This window comes from Streptomyces sp. NPDC007991 (assembly GCF_042958445.1).
GTDB lineage: Bacteria > Actinomycetota > Actinomycetes > Streptomycetales > Streptomycetaceae > Streptomyces.
Genome location: NZ_JBIBJD010000019.1, coordinates 60092 through 77455, shown reverse-complemented (window position 1 = coordinate 77455; position 17364 = coordinate 60092). Strand labels below are relative to the sequence as shown.

General features: G+C 74.4%; 17 protein-coding genes. 9 read left to right on the top strand and 8 right to left on the bottom strand.

The genetic code is table 11. From position 1 onward, the window contains the following. Positions 1 to 186 precede the first annotated feature (186 nt). Complete coding sequence (locus ACFZDA_RS37835; RefSeq protein ID WP_391090413.1) at positions 187 to 735, top strand: TerB family tellurite resistance protein; 549 nt, start codon at positions 187 to 189, stop codon at positions 733 to 735. 28 nt (positions 736 to 763) lie between these two features. Here ACFZDA_RS37835 and ACFZDA_RS37830 read toward each other — a convergent pair whose 3' ends face one another. Continuing rightward, positions 764 to 1681: a serine hydrolase gene (locus tag ACFZDA_RS37830; protein WP_391090411.1), complete on the bottom strand. Its 918-nt coding sequence runs from the start codon at positions 1679 to 1681 to the stop codon at positions 764 to 766. Then, positions 1678 to 2655 carry a LysR substrate-binding domain-containing protein gene (locus ACFZDA_RS37825; RefSeq protein ID WP_391090409.1) on the bottom strand — a complete coding sequence of 326 codons (978 nt, stop codon included), beginning with the start codon at positions 2653 to 2655 and terminating at the stop codon, positions 1678 to 1680. Before ACFZDA_RS37825 ends, ACFZDA_RS37830 begins: the two co-directional genes overlap by 4 nt. An 85-nt stretch (positions 2656 to 2740) precedes the next feature. Between ACFZDA_RS37825 and ACFZDA_RS37820 the strand changes: the two genes are divergently transcribed. The 4 genes from ACFZDA_RS37820 (at position 2741) to ACFZDA_RS37805 (ending at position 6530) form a co-directional block, all read left to right on the top strand. Then, the gene (locus ACFZDA_RS37820) at positions 2741 to 4375 is read left to right on the top strand and encodes a penicillin-binding transpeptidase domain-containing protein (RefSeq protein WP_391090407.1); all 1635 of its coding nucleotides are present in this window, start codon (positions 2741 to 2743) and stop codon (positions 4373 to 4375) included. Positions 4376 to 4433: 58 nt separating this feature from the next. Continuing rightward, entirely contained in the window at positions 4434 to 5390 is a 957-nt protein-coding gene (gene bla / locus ACFZDA_RS37815) for a class A beta-lactamase (RefSeq protein ID WP_391090405.1), read from the top strand. 69 nt (positions 5391 to 5459) lie between these two features. Then, the gene (locus ACFZDA_RS37810) at positions 5460 to 5825 is read left to right on the top strand and encodes a DUF952 domain-containing protein (RefSeq protein WP_391090403.1); all 366 of its coding nucleotides are present in this window, start codon (positions 5460 to 5462) and stop codon (positions 5823 to 5825) included. Positions 5826 to 5846: 21 nt separating this feature from the next. After that, a complete protein-coding gene (locus ACFZDA_RS37805) occupies positions 5847 to 6530 on the top strand; it encodes a DUF4328 domain-containing protein (protein WP_391090401.1) in 684 nt (227 codons plus the stop codon). Between the two features lie 8 nt (positions 6531 to 6538). Here ACFZDA_RS37805 and ACFZDA_RS37800 read toward each other — a convergent pair whose 3' ends face one another. Both ACFZDA_RS37800 and ACFZDA_RS37795 read right to left on the bottom strand, forming a co-directional pair. Continuing rightward, positions 6539 to 7417 (bottom strand): putative RNA methyltransferase, encoded by an 879-nt coding sequence (locus tag ACFZDA_RS37800; protein WP_391090399.1) that lies wholly within the window; start codon positions 7415 to 7417, stop codon positions 6539 to 6541. Between the two features lie 195 nt (positions 7418 to 7612). Next, a complete protein-coding gene (locus tag ACFZDA_RS37795) occupies positions 7613 to 9175 on the bottom strand; it encodes a carbohydrate-binding protein (RefSeq protein ID WP_391090397.1) in 1563 nt (520 codons plus the stop codon). Positions 9176 to 9344: 169 nt separating this feature from the next. Between ACFZDA_RS37795 and ACFZDA_RS37790 the strand changes: the two genes are divergently transcribed. Continuing rightward, positions 9345 to 10340: a cytochrome c oxidase assembly protein gene (locus tag ACFZDA_RS37790; protein ID WP_391090395.1), complete on the top strand. Its 996-nt coding sequence runs from the start codon at positions 9345 to 9347 to the stop codon at positions 10338 to 10340. Between the two features lie 729 nt (positions 10341 to 11069). Here ACFZDA_RS37790 and ACFZDA_RS37785 read toward each other — a convergent pair. Genes ACFZDA_RS37785 through ACFZDA_RS37770 form a run of 4 tightly spaced genes read right to left on the bottom strand, consistent with a single transcriptional unit; the run spans position 11070 to position 13093 of the window. After that, entirely contained in the window at positions 11070 to 11579 is a 510-nt protein-coding gene (locus ACFZDA_RS37785) for a hypothetical protein (protein WP_391090393.1), read from the bottom strand. After that, complete coding sequence (locus ACFZDA_RS37780) at positions 11563 to 12054, bottom strand: RNA polymerase sigma factor (protein ID WP_306965323.1); 492 nt, start codon at positions 12052 to 12054, stop codon at positions 11563 to 11565. Before ACFZDA_RS37780 ends, ACFZDA_RS37785 begins: the two co-directional genes overlap by 17 nt. Beyond that, positions 12051 to 12692, bottom strand: coding sequence for a class F sortase (locus ACFZDA_RS37775; RefSeq protein ID WP_391090390.1), 642 nt, complete (start codon positions 12690 to 12692; stop codon positions 12051 to 12053). The genes ACFZDA_RS37780 and ACFZDA_RS37775 overlap by 4 nt, the downstream gene beginning before the upstream one ends. Then, positions 12689 to 13093, bottom strand: coding sequence for a sortase-dependent protein (locus ACFZDA_RS37770; protein WP_391090388.1), 405 nt, complete (start codon positions 13091 to 13093; stop codon positions 12689 to 12691). Before ACFZDA_RS37770 ends, ACFZDA_RS37775 begins: the two co-directional genes overlap by 4 nt. Positions 13094 to 13322: 229 nt before the next feature. Between ACFZDA_RS37770 and ACFZDA_RS37765 the strand changes: the two genes are divergently transcribed. The 3 genes from ACFZDA_RS37765 (at position 13323) to ACFZDA_RS37755 (ending at position 17362) form a co-directional block, all read left to right on the top strand. After that, on the top strand, positions 13323 to 14750 hold the full coding sequence (locus tag ACFZDA_RS37765) for a hypothetical protein (protein ID WP_391090386.1): 1428 nt from the start codon (positions 13323 to 13325) through the stop codon (positions 14748 to 14750). Between the two features lie 75 nt (positions 14751 to 14825). Beyond that, complete coding sequence (locus ACFZDA_RS37760) at positions 14826 to 16076, top strand: AAA family ATPase (protein WP_391090384.1); 1251 nt, start codon at positions 14826 to 14828, stop codon at positions 16074 to 16076. Further along, positions 16073 to 17362, top strand: a complete 1290-nt coding sequence (locus tag ACFZDA_RS37755; RefSeq protein ID WP_391090382.1) for a VWA-like domain-containing protein — start codon at positions 16073 to 16075, stop codon at positions 17360 to 17362. Before ACFZDA_RS37760 ends, ACFZDA_RS37755 begins: the two co-directional genes overlap by 4 nt. Positions 17363 to 17364 lie beyond the last annotated feature (2 nt).

Sequence of the window (17364 nt, the reverse complement as noted above, 5' to 3'; positions counted from 1 at the left end):
CACGTCATCCCCACTGCCCGCACCCGATCACCGGGTGCGGGCAGTCGCCGTGTGGGCGCGGTGAGAGAAACACAGGGTGAGAGAGGGCGCGTTTTGCGGAACCTTTGCCTGGGGGTCGGGCGTTGATCGGGTGAGCGCGCGGGAGCGGGTTCGCGAGATGACTCCGACTAATACCGAGGTGACTCAATGGCAGTGTGGGACAAGCTCAAGGACCAGGCCAAGGCTCTCCAGCAGAATCAGGCCGGGCGTGGCGCCACGGCTGGGCACAGCGGGGGGTCGAGGTCCGGCGGTGGCGGCAAGGCCCAGCTGGTCGGCTTGTTCAAGACGCAGCTCGGCTCGCTGAAGGCCGAGCTGAAAAGCGGTGCGTACCGGGACGCGAGCATGGCGGTCTGCGCCCTGGTCGCGGCGGCCGACGGGCAGGTGGACCCGGCCGAGCGGCAGCAGGTCGAGTCGATGATCCTCAGCAACGACGTGCTCCAGAACTTCCCGCCGGAGCAGCTGCGGCAGCGTTTCAACAAGCATGTGGACCAGCTGACGATGAACTTCCAGCACGGCAAGGCCGAGGCCATGCAGGAGATCGCCAAGACCGCCAAGAAGCCCACCGAGGCCAGGGCCGTGATCCAGACCGGCATGGTCATCGCCGGTGCCGACGGCCACTTCTCCCAGGCCGAGGCGCAGGTCCTGCGCGAGGCCTGCGCGGCGCTGGGCCTGTCCCCGGCGGAGTTCCAGCTCTGAGTCGCGGCCCTCGGCTCCCCGCTCTCGGTCACCGCTGCGATCGGTGACCCGGCCCGGTCCCGCGCGGGCCCGCCCGGAGAGCACGCAGCGCGTCCACGGCCAGGCGGGCCGCCGTGCCGATGACCGCGTCGGCGGCGGGCTGGAGGGCGGAGGTGCGGGCCGTGCGCGTGAAGACGGCGACGGCGTAGCGGCCCCCGTCGGGGTACTCGACGACGCCCACCTCGTTGCGCACGGTCGGCAGGCTGCCCGTCTTGCCCGCCACATGGACGTCGTCGAAGGGGAACCCGGACGCCAGCCGGTGCGGCCACACCTGGAGCCCGAGAATCCGCCGGATGGCCGCGCCGTGCTCGGGCGTGCACGCCTCGTCCCGCCAGACGGCGGCGAGCAGACGCGTCATGTCGCGCGGGGTGCTGTGGTTGGTGCGGGCCGGGTCCAGTGCCCGCAGCCGGGCGACGACGTGCGGGTCGGCCAGCGAGCCCGCGCCGCCGGGGCCGGCGTCCTCCTTGATGGTGGCGAGGAGTTCGCCGAAGGTGTGGACGGCGTAGGTGCCGGTGAGGCCGAGGCGGGCCGTGGTGCGGTTCACGGCGTCGAGACCGAGGCGTGCCAGCAGCAGGTCGGCGGCGGCGTTGTCGCTGACGGACATCATCAGATAGGCGATGTCGCGCAGCGACAGGCGGGCGCCGTCGAGCATGGCGGCGAGCCCCGTCGGGCCGGTGGTGCGGCTCTGAGGCGGGCACTCGACCTGCTCGGTGAGATCCAGGAGCCCCGCCGCGGCCTGCTCGTGGAGCGTGACGAGCAGACAGAGCTTGTGGACGCTGGCGGTGCAGACCGACTGGTCCGCCCCGGCGTCGAGCTGCGCGCCGCTGTCGATGTCGACGGCGTGCAGCCGGCCGGTGACCCCGGCGTCGGCGAAGGCGGCGTGGATGCGGGCGAGGGCGTCGGTCACAGCCAGTACTCCGATGCCGGGCGCAGGTGCAGCGGGCGGGAGGGCAGGTCGGGGGTCGCGCCGGCGGTGCCGCGCAGCGCCTGCGTGGCGGCGTCGGCGAACGCGGACACGGCGGCGTCCCCGCGCCCCGCGGGCCAGGCCACGGAGTGCCGCAGGGCCAGCGGTGCGCCGGAGAGGGGCCGCCATACGACGCCCCCTTCCGGGGCCGCGTCCTCTTGCGCGTGCCCGTGCGTGTCCCTGGGGCTGAGCGCCACCGCCTCCGTCGACAGCACCAGTCCGCGCACGAAGCTGGCGCCCTGGGCGTGGCGCACGGCGGGCGGGGTGTAGCCGTTGCGGGCGCAGGTGGTCAGGAGGTCGTCGTAGACGGCGGGGGCGCCGGCGCGGGGGAAGAGGATCAGGTCGTGGCCGGTGAGGGAGGCGAGCGGTACCTCGCCGAGCCCGGCCGCCGCCGCCCCGCGGGGCAGCAGCACCCCCAGCTCGCGCCGCAGCACAGGGCCCAGCTCCAGCCCGGAGACGTCACACGGGTGGTGGATGAGCCCGACGTCCAGGTCGTGCGCGGCGAACCGCTCCAACTGCTGGGCGGTGGACAGCTCGTGCAGCTCCAGCTCCAGGCCGCTCGTGCCCGCGCCGGTGAAGCCCGCCAGCAGCGCGGCGACGGTTTCCCCGGAGAGGTCCGGCGGCAGCGCGGCACGCAGCAGGCCGGTCTCGCCGTCCCGGATGCGGCGCGCGGTGGCCATGAACGCCTCGGAGCGGGCGAGCACCTCCCGGGCCTCCGCCAGCAGCAGCGCCCCGGGCTCGGTGAGGGCCACCTGCCGGCTGGTGCGTTCGAAGAGCCGGACGCCCAGGTACCGCTCCAGGCGCTGGATGCGCTGCGAGAGCGGCGGCTGGGCCATGCCCAGACGAGCCGCGGCACGGCCGAAGTGTGACTCTTCTGCAACAGCCACGAAGCACTCCAAGTGCCGCACCAGGTCCACGAGCAGGGAGCATATCCGTTCGGTATTGATCCGAGATCGATACCGGACTTGGACAGGGTGCCCGGCCCGCTGCTGTTCTCGGCGCATGGATCACCACGACCACTCCAGCGACATCACCGGGGGCCGCAGTCCGCGCCGGACGGCCGTGCGGGCCGTCACCGCGGGCGCGGTGGTGCTGGCCGCCGCCGCGGGCGGAGCGTACGCGGCCGGTCTCGGCCCCTTCGGACGGGACGCCGGACCCGACCCCGCGGCCGTGCGACAGGCCCGCGCGTTCCTCGCCGACTGGGCCGCCGGCCGGCTGCCGAGCGCGGCCGGCCGTACGACCAGCCCCGGCCCGGCACAGCGGGTGCTGGACAGCTTCACCGCCGGCCTCGACATCAGCGGACCGAAGCTCACGGCCGAGTCGGCCGCCGAGGCCGAGGACGGCACGGTCACCGTCCCGTTCACCGCCCGGATGCCCGTCGAGGGCCTGGGCACCTGGACCTACGAGTCGAAGCTGCCGCTGCGCGAGCAGAGCGACGGAAACTGGAAGGTGGACTGGAAGCTGTCCGTCGTCCACCCGCGCCTGAGCGACACCGAGAAGTTCCGCCTCGAACGCGAGGAGACCGAGCCCCCCGAGGTCACCGACCGGGAGGGCACGGCCCTGTCGGGTGCGCAGTTCCCTTCCCTGGGGCCGGTCATGGGGCGGCTCGGCGGGGGTGGCGGGGGCACCGGCCCGCGCGGGGCGATCCACCTGGTCGACCGGTCCACCGGGAAGGTCGAGCGCACGGAGGCCAGGTTCGGCGCGCGGACGGTCCGGGAGGAGGGCCCGGTCCGCACGACCCTCGACGCCGGCTGGCAGGCCGCCGCCGAGAAGGCCCTGGCCGCGCACGCCGACGGCAAGAACGCCGCGCTCGTCGCCCTGCGCATCGACGACGGCGAGATCCTGGCCGTGGCGAACTCCCCGTCCTCCGGCTTCAACCGCGCGCTGTCCGGCACCTACGCGCCCGGCTCCACCTGGAAGATCGTCACCAGCAGCGCCCTGCTGCTCAAGGACGCCGTCGCACCGGACGACGTGGTGGACTGCCCCAAGTACCTCACGGTGGGCAAGAGGTTCCAGAACGTGGAGCTGTCCGAGCACCCGGGCGCCACCTTCCGCAAGGACTTCACCGAGTCGTGCAACACCGCGTTCATCAGCCTGCGCGACCGGCTCGACGACGGGGAACTGGGCGAAGTGGCCCGTACGTACTTCGGCGTCGGCCAGGAATGGCACGTGGGGGCTCCCTCGTACGACGGCTCGGTGCCGGTGCCGAAGGACGAGACGGAGAAGGCCGCCTCGATGATCGGGCAGGGCCGGGTGCAGGCCAACCCGCTGATCATGGCGTCCGTCACCGCGACGGCCGTCTCCGGCACCTTCCATCAGCCCTCGCTCACCGAGGGGAACGAGGACACGACCCGTACGACTCCGCTGCCGCGGGGCGTCGTCGCGCAGCTGCGCGCGATGCTGCGCGCCACCGTCACCGACGGCACCGCGCGTGTCCTGTCCGGCCTGCCCGGCGAGATCGGCGCCAAGACCGGCACCGCCGAGGTCTCCGACGACCAGGCCAACAACGGCTGGCTCGTCGCGCACCGCGGCAACGTCGCCGTCGCCTGCGTCGTCGAGGAGGGCGTCACCGGCGGCGGCTCCGCCGGACCGGTCGTCCGCGGTCTGCTGGCCGCCGTCCCCGCCGACTCCGAGTGAGCGGGAAGCCCCTGGTGAAGAGGGCCTCCCAGTGATCCGAGCGAAAGGAGCACCACGCATGTCCGCAGACGGGCCCGCCTCGTCCCGCCGCGCCTTCCTGGCCGCCGCGGCGTTACTTCCCCTGGCCGGCTGCGGCACGGCCGGCCGGGACCCCGACCGCGCGGACCGCGCCGCCGCGAGTGCCCGGCCCACCCCGGGGCCGAGCCGCCGCACCCCCGCCCCGCCGGTCCACCGCCCGCGCCTCGCCGACCTGGAGCGCGCGTACGGCGCCCGCGTCGGCGTCTACGCCCTCGCGACCGCCACCGGCGCCACGGCGGTGCACCGGGCCGACGAGCGCTTCGCCTTCTGCTCGGTCTTCAAGGCCCTGGCCGCGGCGGCGGTCCTGCACCACCGCTCCCTCGACGGCCTGGACCGGCGCGTCACCTACACACGGGCCGACCTCAAGTCCACCTCGCCGATCACCGGACGCCACGTCACGACCGGCATGACCCTGCGCGACCTCTGCGCCGCCGCCGTCCGCTACAGCGACGGCACGGCAGGCAACCTGCTCATGCGCGACCTCGGCGGCCCCGCGCAGCTCACCGCCTATCTGCGCGAACTGGGCGACACCGTCAGCCGCATGGACCACTACGAGCCCGAACTGCACGACGTACGGCCGAAGGACCCCAGCGACACCACCACACCCCGCGCCGTCGCCACCGACTTCCGCGAGCTGCTCCTGGGCACGGCCCTGCCCGCCGGGGAACGCGCCCTGCTGACGGACTGGCTCTCGCACAACGCCACCGCGGTCGGCGCACGCCGCATCCGGGCCGGGCTCCCCAAGGACTGGCAGGTGGCCGACAAGACCGGCACGGGCAACTACGGCAGGGCCAACGACATCGCGATCGTCCGGCCGCCCCGCACCTCACCGCTCGTCCTGGCCGTCATGACCGACCGCCCCGGCTACGACGCCGAACCCTCCGACGCCCTGATCGCCGAAGCCACCGCACGCACCGTCACCGCCCTGGGGCTCTAGAGGCCCCGGCCCCCCGGCCCCCCGGCCCCTCAGCCCCCCCCCAGCCCCCCGGTGGCCTATAACGGGGCAATGATCTACCACTCCGTACCGCTCACCGACTGGCACGCCGCCCCCGACGGGCCGTACGCGCCCGCCTCCCTCGCCGAGGAGGGCTTCGTGCACTGCTCACCGGACGAACAGACCACCCTCGCCGTCGTCAACGCCTTCTACCGGGACGCGCCCAGGCCCCTGCTGGTGCTCGCCCTCGACGAGACCCGCCTCACCGCGCGGGTGGCATGGGAGGCCGCGGACCCCGCCCCGCCGCCCGGCGTCGCCGAGGACACGCTGTTCCCGCACGTGTACGGCCCCCTCGACCGGGACGCCGTCGACCACGTCCTGGAGGTGCGGTGGGACGAGCAGGGCCGGGCAGGGGGGCTGCGGAACACGAACGGTTGAGCGGTACGGCAGGATGACCCGGTGAGCGAACAGGAAACCCCCCACCCCACCCCCGCCCCCGCCCTGCGCCCGGTCCGTGGCGCGGCCCGCTGCGCCGTCGCCGGGCTCGCCCTCGCCGCGCTGGCGTGGGCAGCCCGGGCGGTCTGGCACCTCCGGCTCGCCATGGCCGGACAGCCGGCCTCCGGCCCGCCGGACCAGGGGGACGGCGTACACCGCCCGCTGACCGCGCTGGAGGACTCCTACCACCTGGTCAACTCCGTGGGCGCCGCCGTCACGGTGGTCTGCGCTCTCGCGTTCCTGTCCTGGCTGGACCGCGTGCGCGACAACGCCCGTGCCCTCTCGGGCGCGGAGCCGCAGTACGCGTATCCCTGGCTCTTCGCGGGCTGGATCGTCCCCGTGGTGAACCTGTGGATACCCCGGGGCATCGTCGCGGACGCCCACCGGTCCCTCTTCCCCGACCGGCGGCTGCCGGCCGTCGTGAACTGGTGGTGGGGCCTGTGGCTGGTCGGCCTGGCCGGCGACCTGGGCCTCATCCACGCCGGCTCCACGGACGAGGTCATCGCCCGCGCCTACACCGACGTCCTGCCCCTGCTCGCCGCCGACATGGTGATCGTGGCGGCGGCCGGGACCGCCGCCCTGATGATCCGCACGCTCACCACGGCCCAGCAGCAGCGCATGGACGAGACCGCACGGCCCGCCACCTGACCCGTCGCCTAACCTTCCCGAGGCCGGTACACGGACACCACGAACGAGGCGGTCACCCGCACAGGCACCGCCAACGCCGCCACCCGGCGCCGCAGTTCCGCGTCACCGACGTGATGTGCCGCCGGACTCATCGTCACCAGACCGGCGACGTCCCCGGCGGTGAGGCTCATGGCGTACTCCAGCGGCTCGGCCCGCTCGTGCCGGAAGCGGTCCGCCAACGCCCGGCGCAGGCGCTCCTCCTTCCTGGGGTCGACGTCCAGCAGCCCCACGGACCCGCGCAGTTCGCGCAGATGCCGGTCGCTGGGGGTGACGACGAGCAGGGCGCCGTCCGGCCGCAGGACACGGTGGAACTCCGGCCCGTTGCGGGGCGCGAACACGTTGAGCAGGAGGTGGGCGCAGCCGGACCGGACCGGCCACGGCTGCCAGACGTCCCACCCGGCGGCCTCTCCGCGGGCGTGGGCCCGGGCCGCGGCGCGCAGGGCGTGGGCCGAGCTGTCCAGCCCGAGCCCCATGGCCCCGGGGAGCGCGTCCAGGACGGAGGCGAGGTAGTGCCCGGTGCCCGCACCGGCGTCCAGCACGACGGCGTCGGGCGGGGCGAGTTCCGCGGCGAGCCTCGCGAGGGTACGGGCGAGCGGGTCGTAGTGCCCGGCCCGGAGGAACGCGCCGCGGCACCTGACCATGTCGGCCGAGTCGGCGCTCGGGGCCCGCCGGTGGCCGGTCAGCAGACCGACGTAGCCGTGCCGGGCGATGTCGAAGGCGTGCCCGGCCGCGCACCGCAGCGTGCCGTCGGCACGCTCCAGGCCCGAGGGACACAGGGGGCAGGTCAGCACGGTCAGCAGCCGGTCGGACGGGCGGTGTCGGCCGGTTCCCGCAGGGGTGGTCGGCATGGATGCTCCTCGACGGCTCAGCGGGACAGAGCTCGGCGCTGAGCCGGATGCAGGCGGTGAACGGGGAGTCGTCGGCGCCCGCGGACGGCGGGCACGCCGAGGACGGCGACGTGATCCGCTCACGTCGCCGTCCTCACCGCGGTGTCAGAGGAAGCAGTGCGGCAGGCCGTTGCATCCCAAAGCCATACGGCGAGTCTACTGACCGCCGCCGAACGTCACGACGAGCCGCCCGTCCGAGCCGAACGACCAGTGCAGGGCCCCGGCGTAGGAGGAGCAGCGGGAGCCGTTGGAGCCGGACCAGAACTGGTTGGAGCTGTCGGAGTTGCCGATGATCCGGTCGTTCGACCCGCTGTCGCACGAGGTGTTGTTCCGGAACACCGACGTGCTGCCCGAGTCGAAGTTGAAGTTGCGCTGCTCGTTGCCGATGCTCACGTTGTCCGAGATCTGCATCGCGCCGGTGTTGCTGTTGTAGGTGAAGCCGTGCTTGCCGTTCTGGTAGGCGATGCTGCGCCGGACGACGTGGTTGACGCCGATGTCGTCGCCGCCGAGCTTGTAGCCGTTGCGGTCGCCGTTGCCGGCCTGGGAGCCGTCGCTGAGGGTGCCGTTGTCGTAGGCGAGGGAGTCCTCGATGGTCACCGCGCCGATGGGGCCGGTGTCCGTCTTGGTGTAGAGGTCGTAGCCGTCGTCGATGTTGTTGTGGGAGACGGTGTAGCGGAAGACGTTGCCGGGGCCGACGGTGAGCTTCGGGGCGAAGCCGTCGGCGTCCTCGCCGTCGGAGTCGACGTTGTCGTGCGATTCTGCGCTCAGGATCAGGTTGTTCGACGGCCACTGGTCCTTGGGCGTGCTGGACAGCGCCCGCGAGAGCTGCAGCCCCGAGTCGCGGTTGAAGCGGGTCACCGTGCGCTCGATGACGTTGTTGCTGCCGCTGAGGAAGATGCCGTTGTCACCGGCCCGTTCGACGACGATGCCCTTGACGTGCCAGTACGACGCGTTGACGGCGAGACCGCGGCCCGCGGGGTCCTCGCTCTGGGCGGAGAAGTTCAGCACGGGGGTCTCGCCCGGGTAGGCGAACAGTTCCGTACGGTCCCCGGACGTTCCGTTCCTGCCCGCCGGGATGGTGACGGTCTGGGAGTAACGGTAGGTGCCGCCGCGCAGGTAGATCGTCCCGCCCGAGGAAATGCGGCTGATCGCCGAGGTGAGGGTCGTCGGGTTCGACTCCGTACCGGCCGCGCCGTCCGTGCCGCTGGGTGACACGTACAGGACCGGGCCGGTGGGCTGCGGGTCGCCGCCGCTCGTCTCGACGTCGGTGTAGTCGATGTTGGGCAGGCCGGCGGAGGTGGTCGGGGCGAGGCGGATGGTGTTGCTGCCCGACCGCAGCGGCACGGTGAGCGTCTTGGTCGCCCAGGTGTTCCAGGCGCCGGTGCCCTCGAAGGACGCGGTGGTGGCCGTGGAGCCGTTGACCACGATGTTCGCGGCGCGTGCGGAGGTCGTGCCGTTGGCGAAGCGGACCTTCAGGGTCGCGGTGCCGGCGGTGGACGCGGTGACGGTGAACTGGGCGTAGCCACCTGTCGCGTTGTCGCCGTTGCAGAACCCGCTGCCGGAGTATCCGGCCCAGTTCGATTCGATGGCGCCGGCGCACACGGCCGGCGATGTCTCGGCCTCGTACCGGGTGGTCGCCGCCTGTGCCGCGTTCCCGGACAGCGCGACGAGGCTGCCGGCCAGGAGGCCGACGGACGCGATCACTGGTCTCAGGTGCATCGTTCGTCTCCAAGGTGAGATCGGACGCATGGGACTGGCTGGGGTAAGCGCTTTCTGGGAACGTAAGAGGTTGCCGTGGACGCGTCAATAGTCGCGTACATGATTCTCATTCACGTTGATGAACACGCTTTGGGTCGGGTCCTTAACTTCGACGGCTACCGTCCGCCCGGTGAACGAACTGTCGGCTGTGTACCTGCCGGAGCTGACCGCCGGGCGGCTGCTGGGCTCCTGGCGGCTGGACGTGCCCGCGCTGCTGCTCGTCGTCGTCCTGGGCGGGCTTTACGGCTGGGGTGTCGCCCGGGTCCGCGGCCGGGGCGGCTCCTGGCCCCTCGCGCGCCTCACCGCGTTCGCCGTGCTCGGGCTGGGCGCGATCACCGGGGCCACGATGTCCGGGCTGGCCGTCTACGACCATGAACTGTTCTGGCCCGCCGCCGTGCAGAACGTCGCCCTCGATCTGCTCGCGCCGCTGGGCCTCGCCCTCGGCGACCCGCTGCGGCTCGCGGTCGAGGCGCTGCCGGAGGGCGCTGCGGGCCGGGTGCGGCAGGTCATGACCGGCCGGCTGGTCAGGACCCTGACGTTCCCCCTCGTCAGCACGGTCCTGGTGCTGGCCACGGAACTGACCGTCTACTTCACGCCGTACTTCGCCACCGCGCTGCGCGTCGGCTGGCTGCACGAGCTGATGTACCTGCACCTGCTGGCGGCGGGCTGCCTCTTCGTCCTGCCCGTGCTCACCCGCGAACAGGCCCTGCCCGCCTGGTGCACCCACCCCGTGCGGGCGGCCCTGGTCTTCCTGGACGGCATCGTCGACGCCCTCCCCGGCCTGGTGGTCATGACGCACGGCACCCTGATCGCGGGCGCCTGGTACCTCCACCACGCCCCGCCCTGGTCGCCCGACGTCCGCCACGACCAGCAGATCGGCGGCGGTGCCATGCTCGGCATCGCCGAACTGACCGCCCTGCCCTTCCTGTTGACGATCCTCGCCCAGTGGGCCCGCGCCGAGCGTGCCCAGTCGGCGGCACTGGACCGCAGACTGGACGTCGAACTCGCCCCGGCCTCACCGGAGTCCGAGGGCGGCCCGGCTCCCGGCCTGGTGCGGCCCTGGTGGGAGACCGAGCAGAGCGAGGTGGCGGAAAGGGTGCGACGCCAGGGCCACGGCGCTGGCTGACCCGTATGGCGGCCTATGACACGCCCGGCACGGCCTACGCCCGGACGCGGCGGCCGATCCGCGGATCGCCGCGCGGATCCGTGCCGCGCTCGGCGACGACCTCACGAGCGTCCCGAACGTCGGAGCGGGCACCGGTTCGTACGAACCACCGCAGACGGTCCTAAGGCGTGTCAAGCCGGGGAATGCTCGACCAGCGGCCACCGGGAGCCGCACCCGGCGTGCGGGCCGTCGCGGAACGCCTGCCGCTGCGGGACGGCGCCATCGACGCCGCCATGGCCCTGCCGACCGTGCGCCACTGGTCCGGCCCGGCGGCCGGGATCCGGGAGCTGCGCCGGGTGGCCCGCCGCCGTGTCGTCGTCCTGACCTGGGACCAGGACGTCTTCCGGAAACGCTTCTGGCTGGTACGGGAGTACCTCCCCGAGGCGGGGCCGCCTTCGACGACACCCGTGCCGTCCCAGCTGCCCGCCCGCCCGCCCGGCCGGCCTGCTCGGCGGCGAACGGCAGGAGACGGTCCCTGTCCCCCACGACTGCGCGGACGGGTTCGCCGCCGCGTACTGGCGCCGTCTCCACGCCTACCTCGACCCGCGGGTACGTGCGCGGATCTCCCTGCTCGCCCAGACCGGCGAGGAGGTCATCGCCCCGGCCTGGCCCGGCTCGCGGACGACCTGACGAGTGGCCCCCGGTGCACCCGGCATGCCGGGCTGTTCGCGCTCGACGCCGTGACATGGGCTACCGGCTGCTGGAGGCCGACCTCTGATCCGGGTCCGGCGCAGTCGCCGACGGGACCGGCCGGGCCGGGGTCGGTACGGCCGACGGGGTGCGGGGCGCGGCCGTCGGGCGGGTGGCGTCGCCCGGGGTGTCCGTGCGGGGGCGGGTCGTGGCCGGGGCCGGGGTCTTGGACGGAGGTGCCGGGGAAGGGGGAGACGCCGAGGGAGTCGGCGTAGGGGTCGCAGGCGCCGTGCTCGCGAGGGGCGGGGCCATCGGGATCGTCGGGGAGCGGGCGGGATCCGGGGCCGTGGAGCGCAGGGGGAGGGCGATGAGGGCCGCCGCCGCGCAGCACAGACCGGCCCCGGCCGCGGCCCGCAGCACCCGCCGCCGGGTCGCCCTGCGGCGGATCACCTCGTACTGGCCGGGGGGCGCGCCCAGGTAGTCGGGGGAGGAGGGCCGCAGGATCACGGCGAGCGGGTCGTCGGGCCCGGACTCCCGGTCGCCCGGATCGTCGTCAAGGCGTGTGGTCAAGGCTTCTCCTCAGGTGGACGCGGAGCAGTTCCCGGGCCGCGTGCAGGTCGGCCTTGACGGTTCCTTCCTTGCGCCCGGTCAGCACGGACACCTCCCGGATCGGCATGTCAGCGTAGTAGTGGAGGAGGATCGGGACGCGGAGTCGTTCCGGGAGCGACTGCACGATCAGACGCACCGACGGGTCGGCCTGCTCGGGGTGGGCCCGTACGGCGGCTTCCGAGGTGACCCGGTGCATCGCCCTGCGCTCGCGCTCCAGTTTGCGCCAGTGGTCCCGGACGAGGTTGGCCGCGGTGACGTAGAGGAAACCGCGGGGCTCCTCCACCTTCGTCCAGCGGGCCCAGAGCCGGGTGAACGCCTCCGAGGCGATCTCGTGCGCCGTCTCGTCGTCGTCGACGAGCCGGCGGCACCAGCCGGCCAGGCGCGGGTAGAGGGCGGCGAACAGCTCGGACGCGGCCTTCTCACGGGACCGTTTCAACGCTCTCCAGGGGTGGGGGTCTCGGTGCCGCTCAGCGCCGCGAACACGATCACGTTGTCCGCGTATCCGTCGCCGGTACGCGCTCCGCCGCACGTGATCAGCCGCAGCTCCGGGCGGTCCACGTTCCCGTAGACGTCGTCCGCCGGGAAACGGGTTCTGGGGACGGTCCGTACCGCCGTGACGGCGAACTCCGCCGCCGCGCCGTTCTCCAGGCGCGCCACGATCCGGTCACCGCGGTGCAGCTCGGCGAGGTGACGGAAGACGCCGTCGCCGTACCTGCCGACCGTGACATGCCCGAGGATCACCGACGGGCCGGTCTGGCCCGGCGTCGGCGAGTGCCGGTACCAGCCCGCCCGGTCGTCCGCCGTCACCGGCGGCACGCCCGCGGTGCCGTCCGGGGCCAGGCCCAGCCGGATGACCGGGGTGTCGACACCGATGGCCGGGATCCGCAGCCGGACCGGGACCGAACGGGCCAGGGGGCGCGCCCCCGCGGCCGGCACCGTCCGGTGCGGGGACCGCGCCTGTGGCGCGCCGGCCCCGGACTCCGGTGCCGTGCCCTTGGCCCCGGGGCCCGCGCAGGCCGTGAGCAGGGACGCCAGCGCCGCCGTGGTGAACGCGCGCCTGGAGAACGTGGTCATGCCCCGCTCGCCCGGCGACGCCGCACGACGACCAACGTCCCGCCGCCCAGCGCGAGCACCGCGGCGGCGCCCGCGCCGATCGCCGTGCCGCCGGCGCCGGAGTCCGAAGACGCCTCGGACACACCGGTGTCGGGCGCGCCGCTCGGCACGACGGAGACCTGGTCGTCGTCGGCCGGTGCTGGGGTCGGCGCGGCGCTCTTTGCCGGGCGGGAGCCGGCCTGGCCGCGCGTCGGCTCGGCAGGGGCGGGCGTCGGTACGGCGCTCTCCGCCGGCCCGGGCGTGGGCGCGGCGGCCGACGGGACCGGGCTCGGGGTCGTGGCCCCGCCCGCGAACGCGGGTCCGGTGCCCAGGAGCACGGCGGTGCCCGCGAGGGCCAGGGCGGTGAGGACGGTTCGGCGCATCGGAACGCTCTCCTTCGTCGGTCCCGCCCGGTGAGGGGCGGGGTGTGTGACGGGTCGAGCGGAGAGACGAGGCGGCCGGGGGGCGGGTTGTAAAGAGATGGCAAAGCCCGCAACGCCCCGAGCCGCGAAATAATCGGCTGCGCAAGGGAGTCGGCGGCGATAGCATCCCGGCGATGACGACTCACTCTGTTGACAGATTGGGGGTCCCGTCCGCGCCAGGTGAGTGCTGATGCTCACCCACACCGCGAACGGGGGCTCCCCGCTTTCCCGCGAGCCGCTTTCCCGCGAGCCGCTTTCCTTCTGGCCGCGCGTGCGCGAGTTCGCCGTGCCGCCCTCCATGATCGAGACCGCTACGGCCCGGCGCCGTGCCGGGGACTGGGCGGGCGCGTGCGCCGCCGCGGGCGTCGACGTCGACCTCCGGCCGCGTGCCGTGGCCCGGATCCACGGCCCGGAACTCGCCGCCCGGCTTCGGGACGACCTTCGTCACCTCGCTCCCGACCTGCTGCGCTGGCACATGCCGAGGATCGCGCCCGACGGGCTGCTGCGGCCGGGGCTGACCGTCACCCTGGCCCGGTACGACGCGGCCGGGCGGGACGGTGTGCGTCCGCTGCACCTGGTGGTGCGGACGCCGCCGGCCTGGGCGGACGCCGGTCAGCGGATCAGCCTCGCCCTGTGGGACGCGTCCCACGCGGACGCGGCCGACCGCCGTCATCCGCATCCCCGTCCGAGCCGGCGGTTCCGTCTCGACCTGCACCGCCATCTGTGGGACGCCCGCCGGGCCGGTGAACTGGGGGTGCGGTGCGGGGCCGAAGGGCCTTCGGACGACGGCCGTTCGGCCGGGATCAGGGATACGGCCGTGCATACGGAACTGGCCCGTCTGCTGCCGCCCGGCCACCCCTGTGCCGTCGACCGCTGGCCCGCCGAGGCGGCGATCCTGCTGCGTGCCGAAGGGCGTTCGAGCGGCAGGGTCTGTGTGCGGCTCGGTGCGCGCGGCCGGCTGGTGCTGGACCTGTCCGACGGGGCCGTGACGGCGTGCGGGCACGGGGGCGACACCTCGCTGCCCGTCCTGCCCGACGCCGCGACCTGGGTGCTGCCCGACCTGGCCCTGCTGCGGGCCGGGGCGATCGACGCCGGACGGCTGCATCCGCTGGTCGCCTGCGCGCTGAGGGCGGAACGGGCGCCGGCCGGCACCGCCCGGGTGCCGCGACGGGCCGGTGATCCACGGCTGGTGGAGTGCCGGGGCGCCCGGCACCGGATCGGCCTGGTCGACGGTGTGCTCGCCGCGCTGGACCACGACCCGGCCGAGATCCGGCGCGAGGAACTGCTGGCCGCCCTCGGCGGGCCCCCGCTGCCCTGCCTGCGGGCCATCGACGACGCACACCGCCGCCCCGACTGCCTCACCGGCGTCCGCGAACGCCTCGACCACGGCGACGTCGCCGGTGCGCTGGCCGTCGTGGAGGGCCTGCTGGGCCCCGAGGCGGTGCTGCGCAACGGCCCGCTGCGGGACGCGCTGGAGACGGCGGCGCGGCGGCGCATCGCCTACGGACTGTTCCGGGCGGGCCTGGACGGGCCCTCACCCGGGCGGTTGCGCCCCGTGGACCTCAAGGCCTCCCGCTGGCGCGGCGCGGCCTCCCGCCCCACACCTTCCTTCTTCTGACCCGGACATCCGGGCCGGCGGCCTCCGCCCGGCTCCCCCGGCTTCCCGCCCGCACTCACACCCACAGGTGATCACATGCCCACACGCACCCCGTCCGCAGAGCCCGGCACCGCCACGCGACTCGACACCGCCGGCGACCTGTTGTCCCTGCTGCGCGACACCACCACCGAACCCCGCCCCGACACCCAACTGGAGGCCCTGACCCTGGCCGTGGCAGCGGACCTGCCCGTGCTGCTGTGGGGCGAGCCGGGCATCGGCAAGACGGCGGCCCTCACCCAGCTCGCCACGGCCCTGGACCTGCCGCTGACCACGGTGATCGCCAGCGTGCACGAGCCGTCCGACTTCTCGGGGCTGCCCATCGTCGGCGACGACCCCGCCGAGCAGGGCGTTCCGATGGCCCCGCCGGACTGGGCCGTACGACTGGTGCGGGCCGGGCGGGGGCTGCTGTTCCTCGACGAACTGTCCACGGCGCCGCCCGCCGTGCAGGCCGCGCTGCTCCGGCTCGTGCTGGAGCGGCGGATCGGCGCGCTGCGGCTGCCGCCCGGCGTGCGGATCGTGGCCGCCGCCAACCCGCGGTCCTCGGCCGCCGACGGCTGGGAACTCAGCCCGCCGCTCGCCAACCGCTTCGTCCACCTCCAGTGGGCCCACGACACCGAGGTCGTCGTACGCGGCCTCGGCGGGACCTGGCCCCGGGCGACCCTGCCCTCCTTCGACGCCGGGAAGCTGCCGGAGGCCGTGGCCTTCGCCCGGCGTGCCGTGTGCGGGCTGCTCTCCGCACGCCCCGGGCTCGTGCACCGGCTGCCCAGCGGCGAAACCCGCCGGGGCGGGCCCTGGCCGTCGCCCCGGAGCTGGGAGATGACACTGCACCTGATCGCCTTCGCGACCGCCGCCGGCTCATCCCGGGACGTCCTCTCCCAGCTGGTGCGCGGCACCGTCGGGGACGGGCCGGGCCTGGAACTGCTGGCGAGCATCGACCGGATGGACCTCCCGGACCCCGAGACGCTCCTGGCCGACCCGGCCGGTGCGGTCCTGCCCGAGCGGGGGGATCTGCGCCAGGCCGCGCTGGACGGTGTCGTCGCCGCGGTCCGCGCCCGTCCGGACAAGCCCCGCTGGGACGCGGCGTGGGCGCTGCTGGTCAGGGCGGTGGAGAGCGGACCCCCGGACGTCGTGGTCGTCCCCGCGACGACGCTCGCCGCCCTGCGCCGGGAGGACTGGGACGTACCGGCGACGATCGAGAGCCTCGCCGGGGTGGTGTCCCTGTCCCGCCGGGCGGACGACGCGGCGGCCCGGACGAAGCCGTCGGCCGCGGCGAGGGCGGGCCGATGACCGGGCAGGAGCCGGACACGCCCCCGGCGCCAGACACCCTCGGACCCCCTGCCGCACTCGACCGCGCCAAACTCTTCGCCGCCCGCCTGCACGCCGCCCGGGTCCGCCCCTACCTCGCGACCGCCCTGTTCGCCCTGCACGTCGTCGAGTCACGGCGGGTCCCGACCATGGGCGTCGACCGGTACTGGCGCTGCTACGTCTCGCCGGCGTTCGTGGACCGTACGCCCGTCGAGGAGCTGGCCGGCGTGTGGGTGCACGAGGTGTCGCACCTGCTGCGCGACCACCACGGGCGTGGCGACCGGGTCGCGCGGGAGCGCGGGCTGAGCGGCCCGGGGGAGCGGCTGCGGATGAACATCGCCGCGGACCTGGAGATCAACGACGACGTCTACGGCGAAGGGCTGGCCCGCCCCGAGGGCGCTGTCCGCCCGGAGACACTGGGGCTGCCCGAAGGCCAGTTGATGGAGGACTACCTGCGGCAGTTCCGCCTCGGCCCGCGGCTGAGCGACCTGGCCTGGCTGGACTGCGGCAGCGGCGCCGACGGCCTGGACCGCGACTGGGAACTCGGCCCGGACGGTGCGCACGGCCTGAGCGAACAGGAGCGGGACGGCGTCCGTTTCCGGGTGGCGCAGGGCATCACGGGCCGTCCCGGCAGCGCCCCGCAGGGGTGGCGGCGCTGGGCCGACGAGGCCTTCCACCCGCCCCAGCCGTGGCGGGAGTTGCTGGGCACGGCGGTCCGCTCGGCGGCGTCCGGGCCGGGCGCGGGCGAGGACTACACCTACGGCCGTCCGGCCCGCCGCTCGGCGAGCGTGCCCGGGGCCGTGCTGCCGAGCATCAGACGCAGGCCGCCCCGGGTGTCCGTCATCATCGACACGTCCGGGTCGGTCAGCGACGCCGAACTGGGCAGCGCGCTGCTGGAGGTGGCCGCGATCTCCCGGGCCGTGGGCGGCCGGCGCGACCTGGTCACGGTGGTGCCGTGCGACGCGTCGGCCCGCTTCGTGCACACGCTGTGCCGTGCCGAGGGCATCCCGCTGACGGGCGGCGGCGGCACGGACCTGCGCACCGGCTTCACCCGGGCCCTGCGCGCCCGCCCCGCCCCGGACGTCATCGTGGCCCTGACCGACGGCCAGACCCCCTGGCCGGACACCCGCCCCCCGTGCCGCACGGTGATCGGCCTGTTCCCGCGCCGCCACCAGGGTTACGCCTACGACGAGACCAACCCCGAGTACGTCCCGGACTCACCGCCGGCCTGGGCGCGCGTGGTGGACATCGGCTCGGGCGGCCCCTGAGC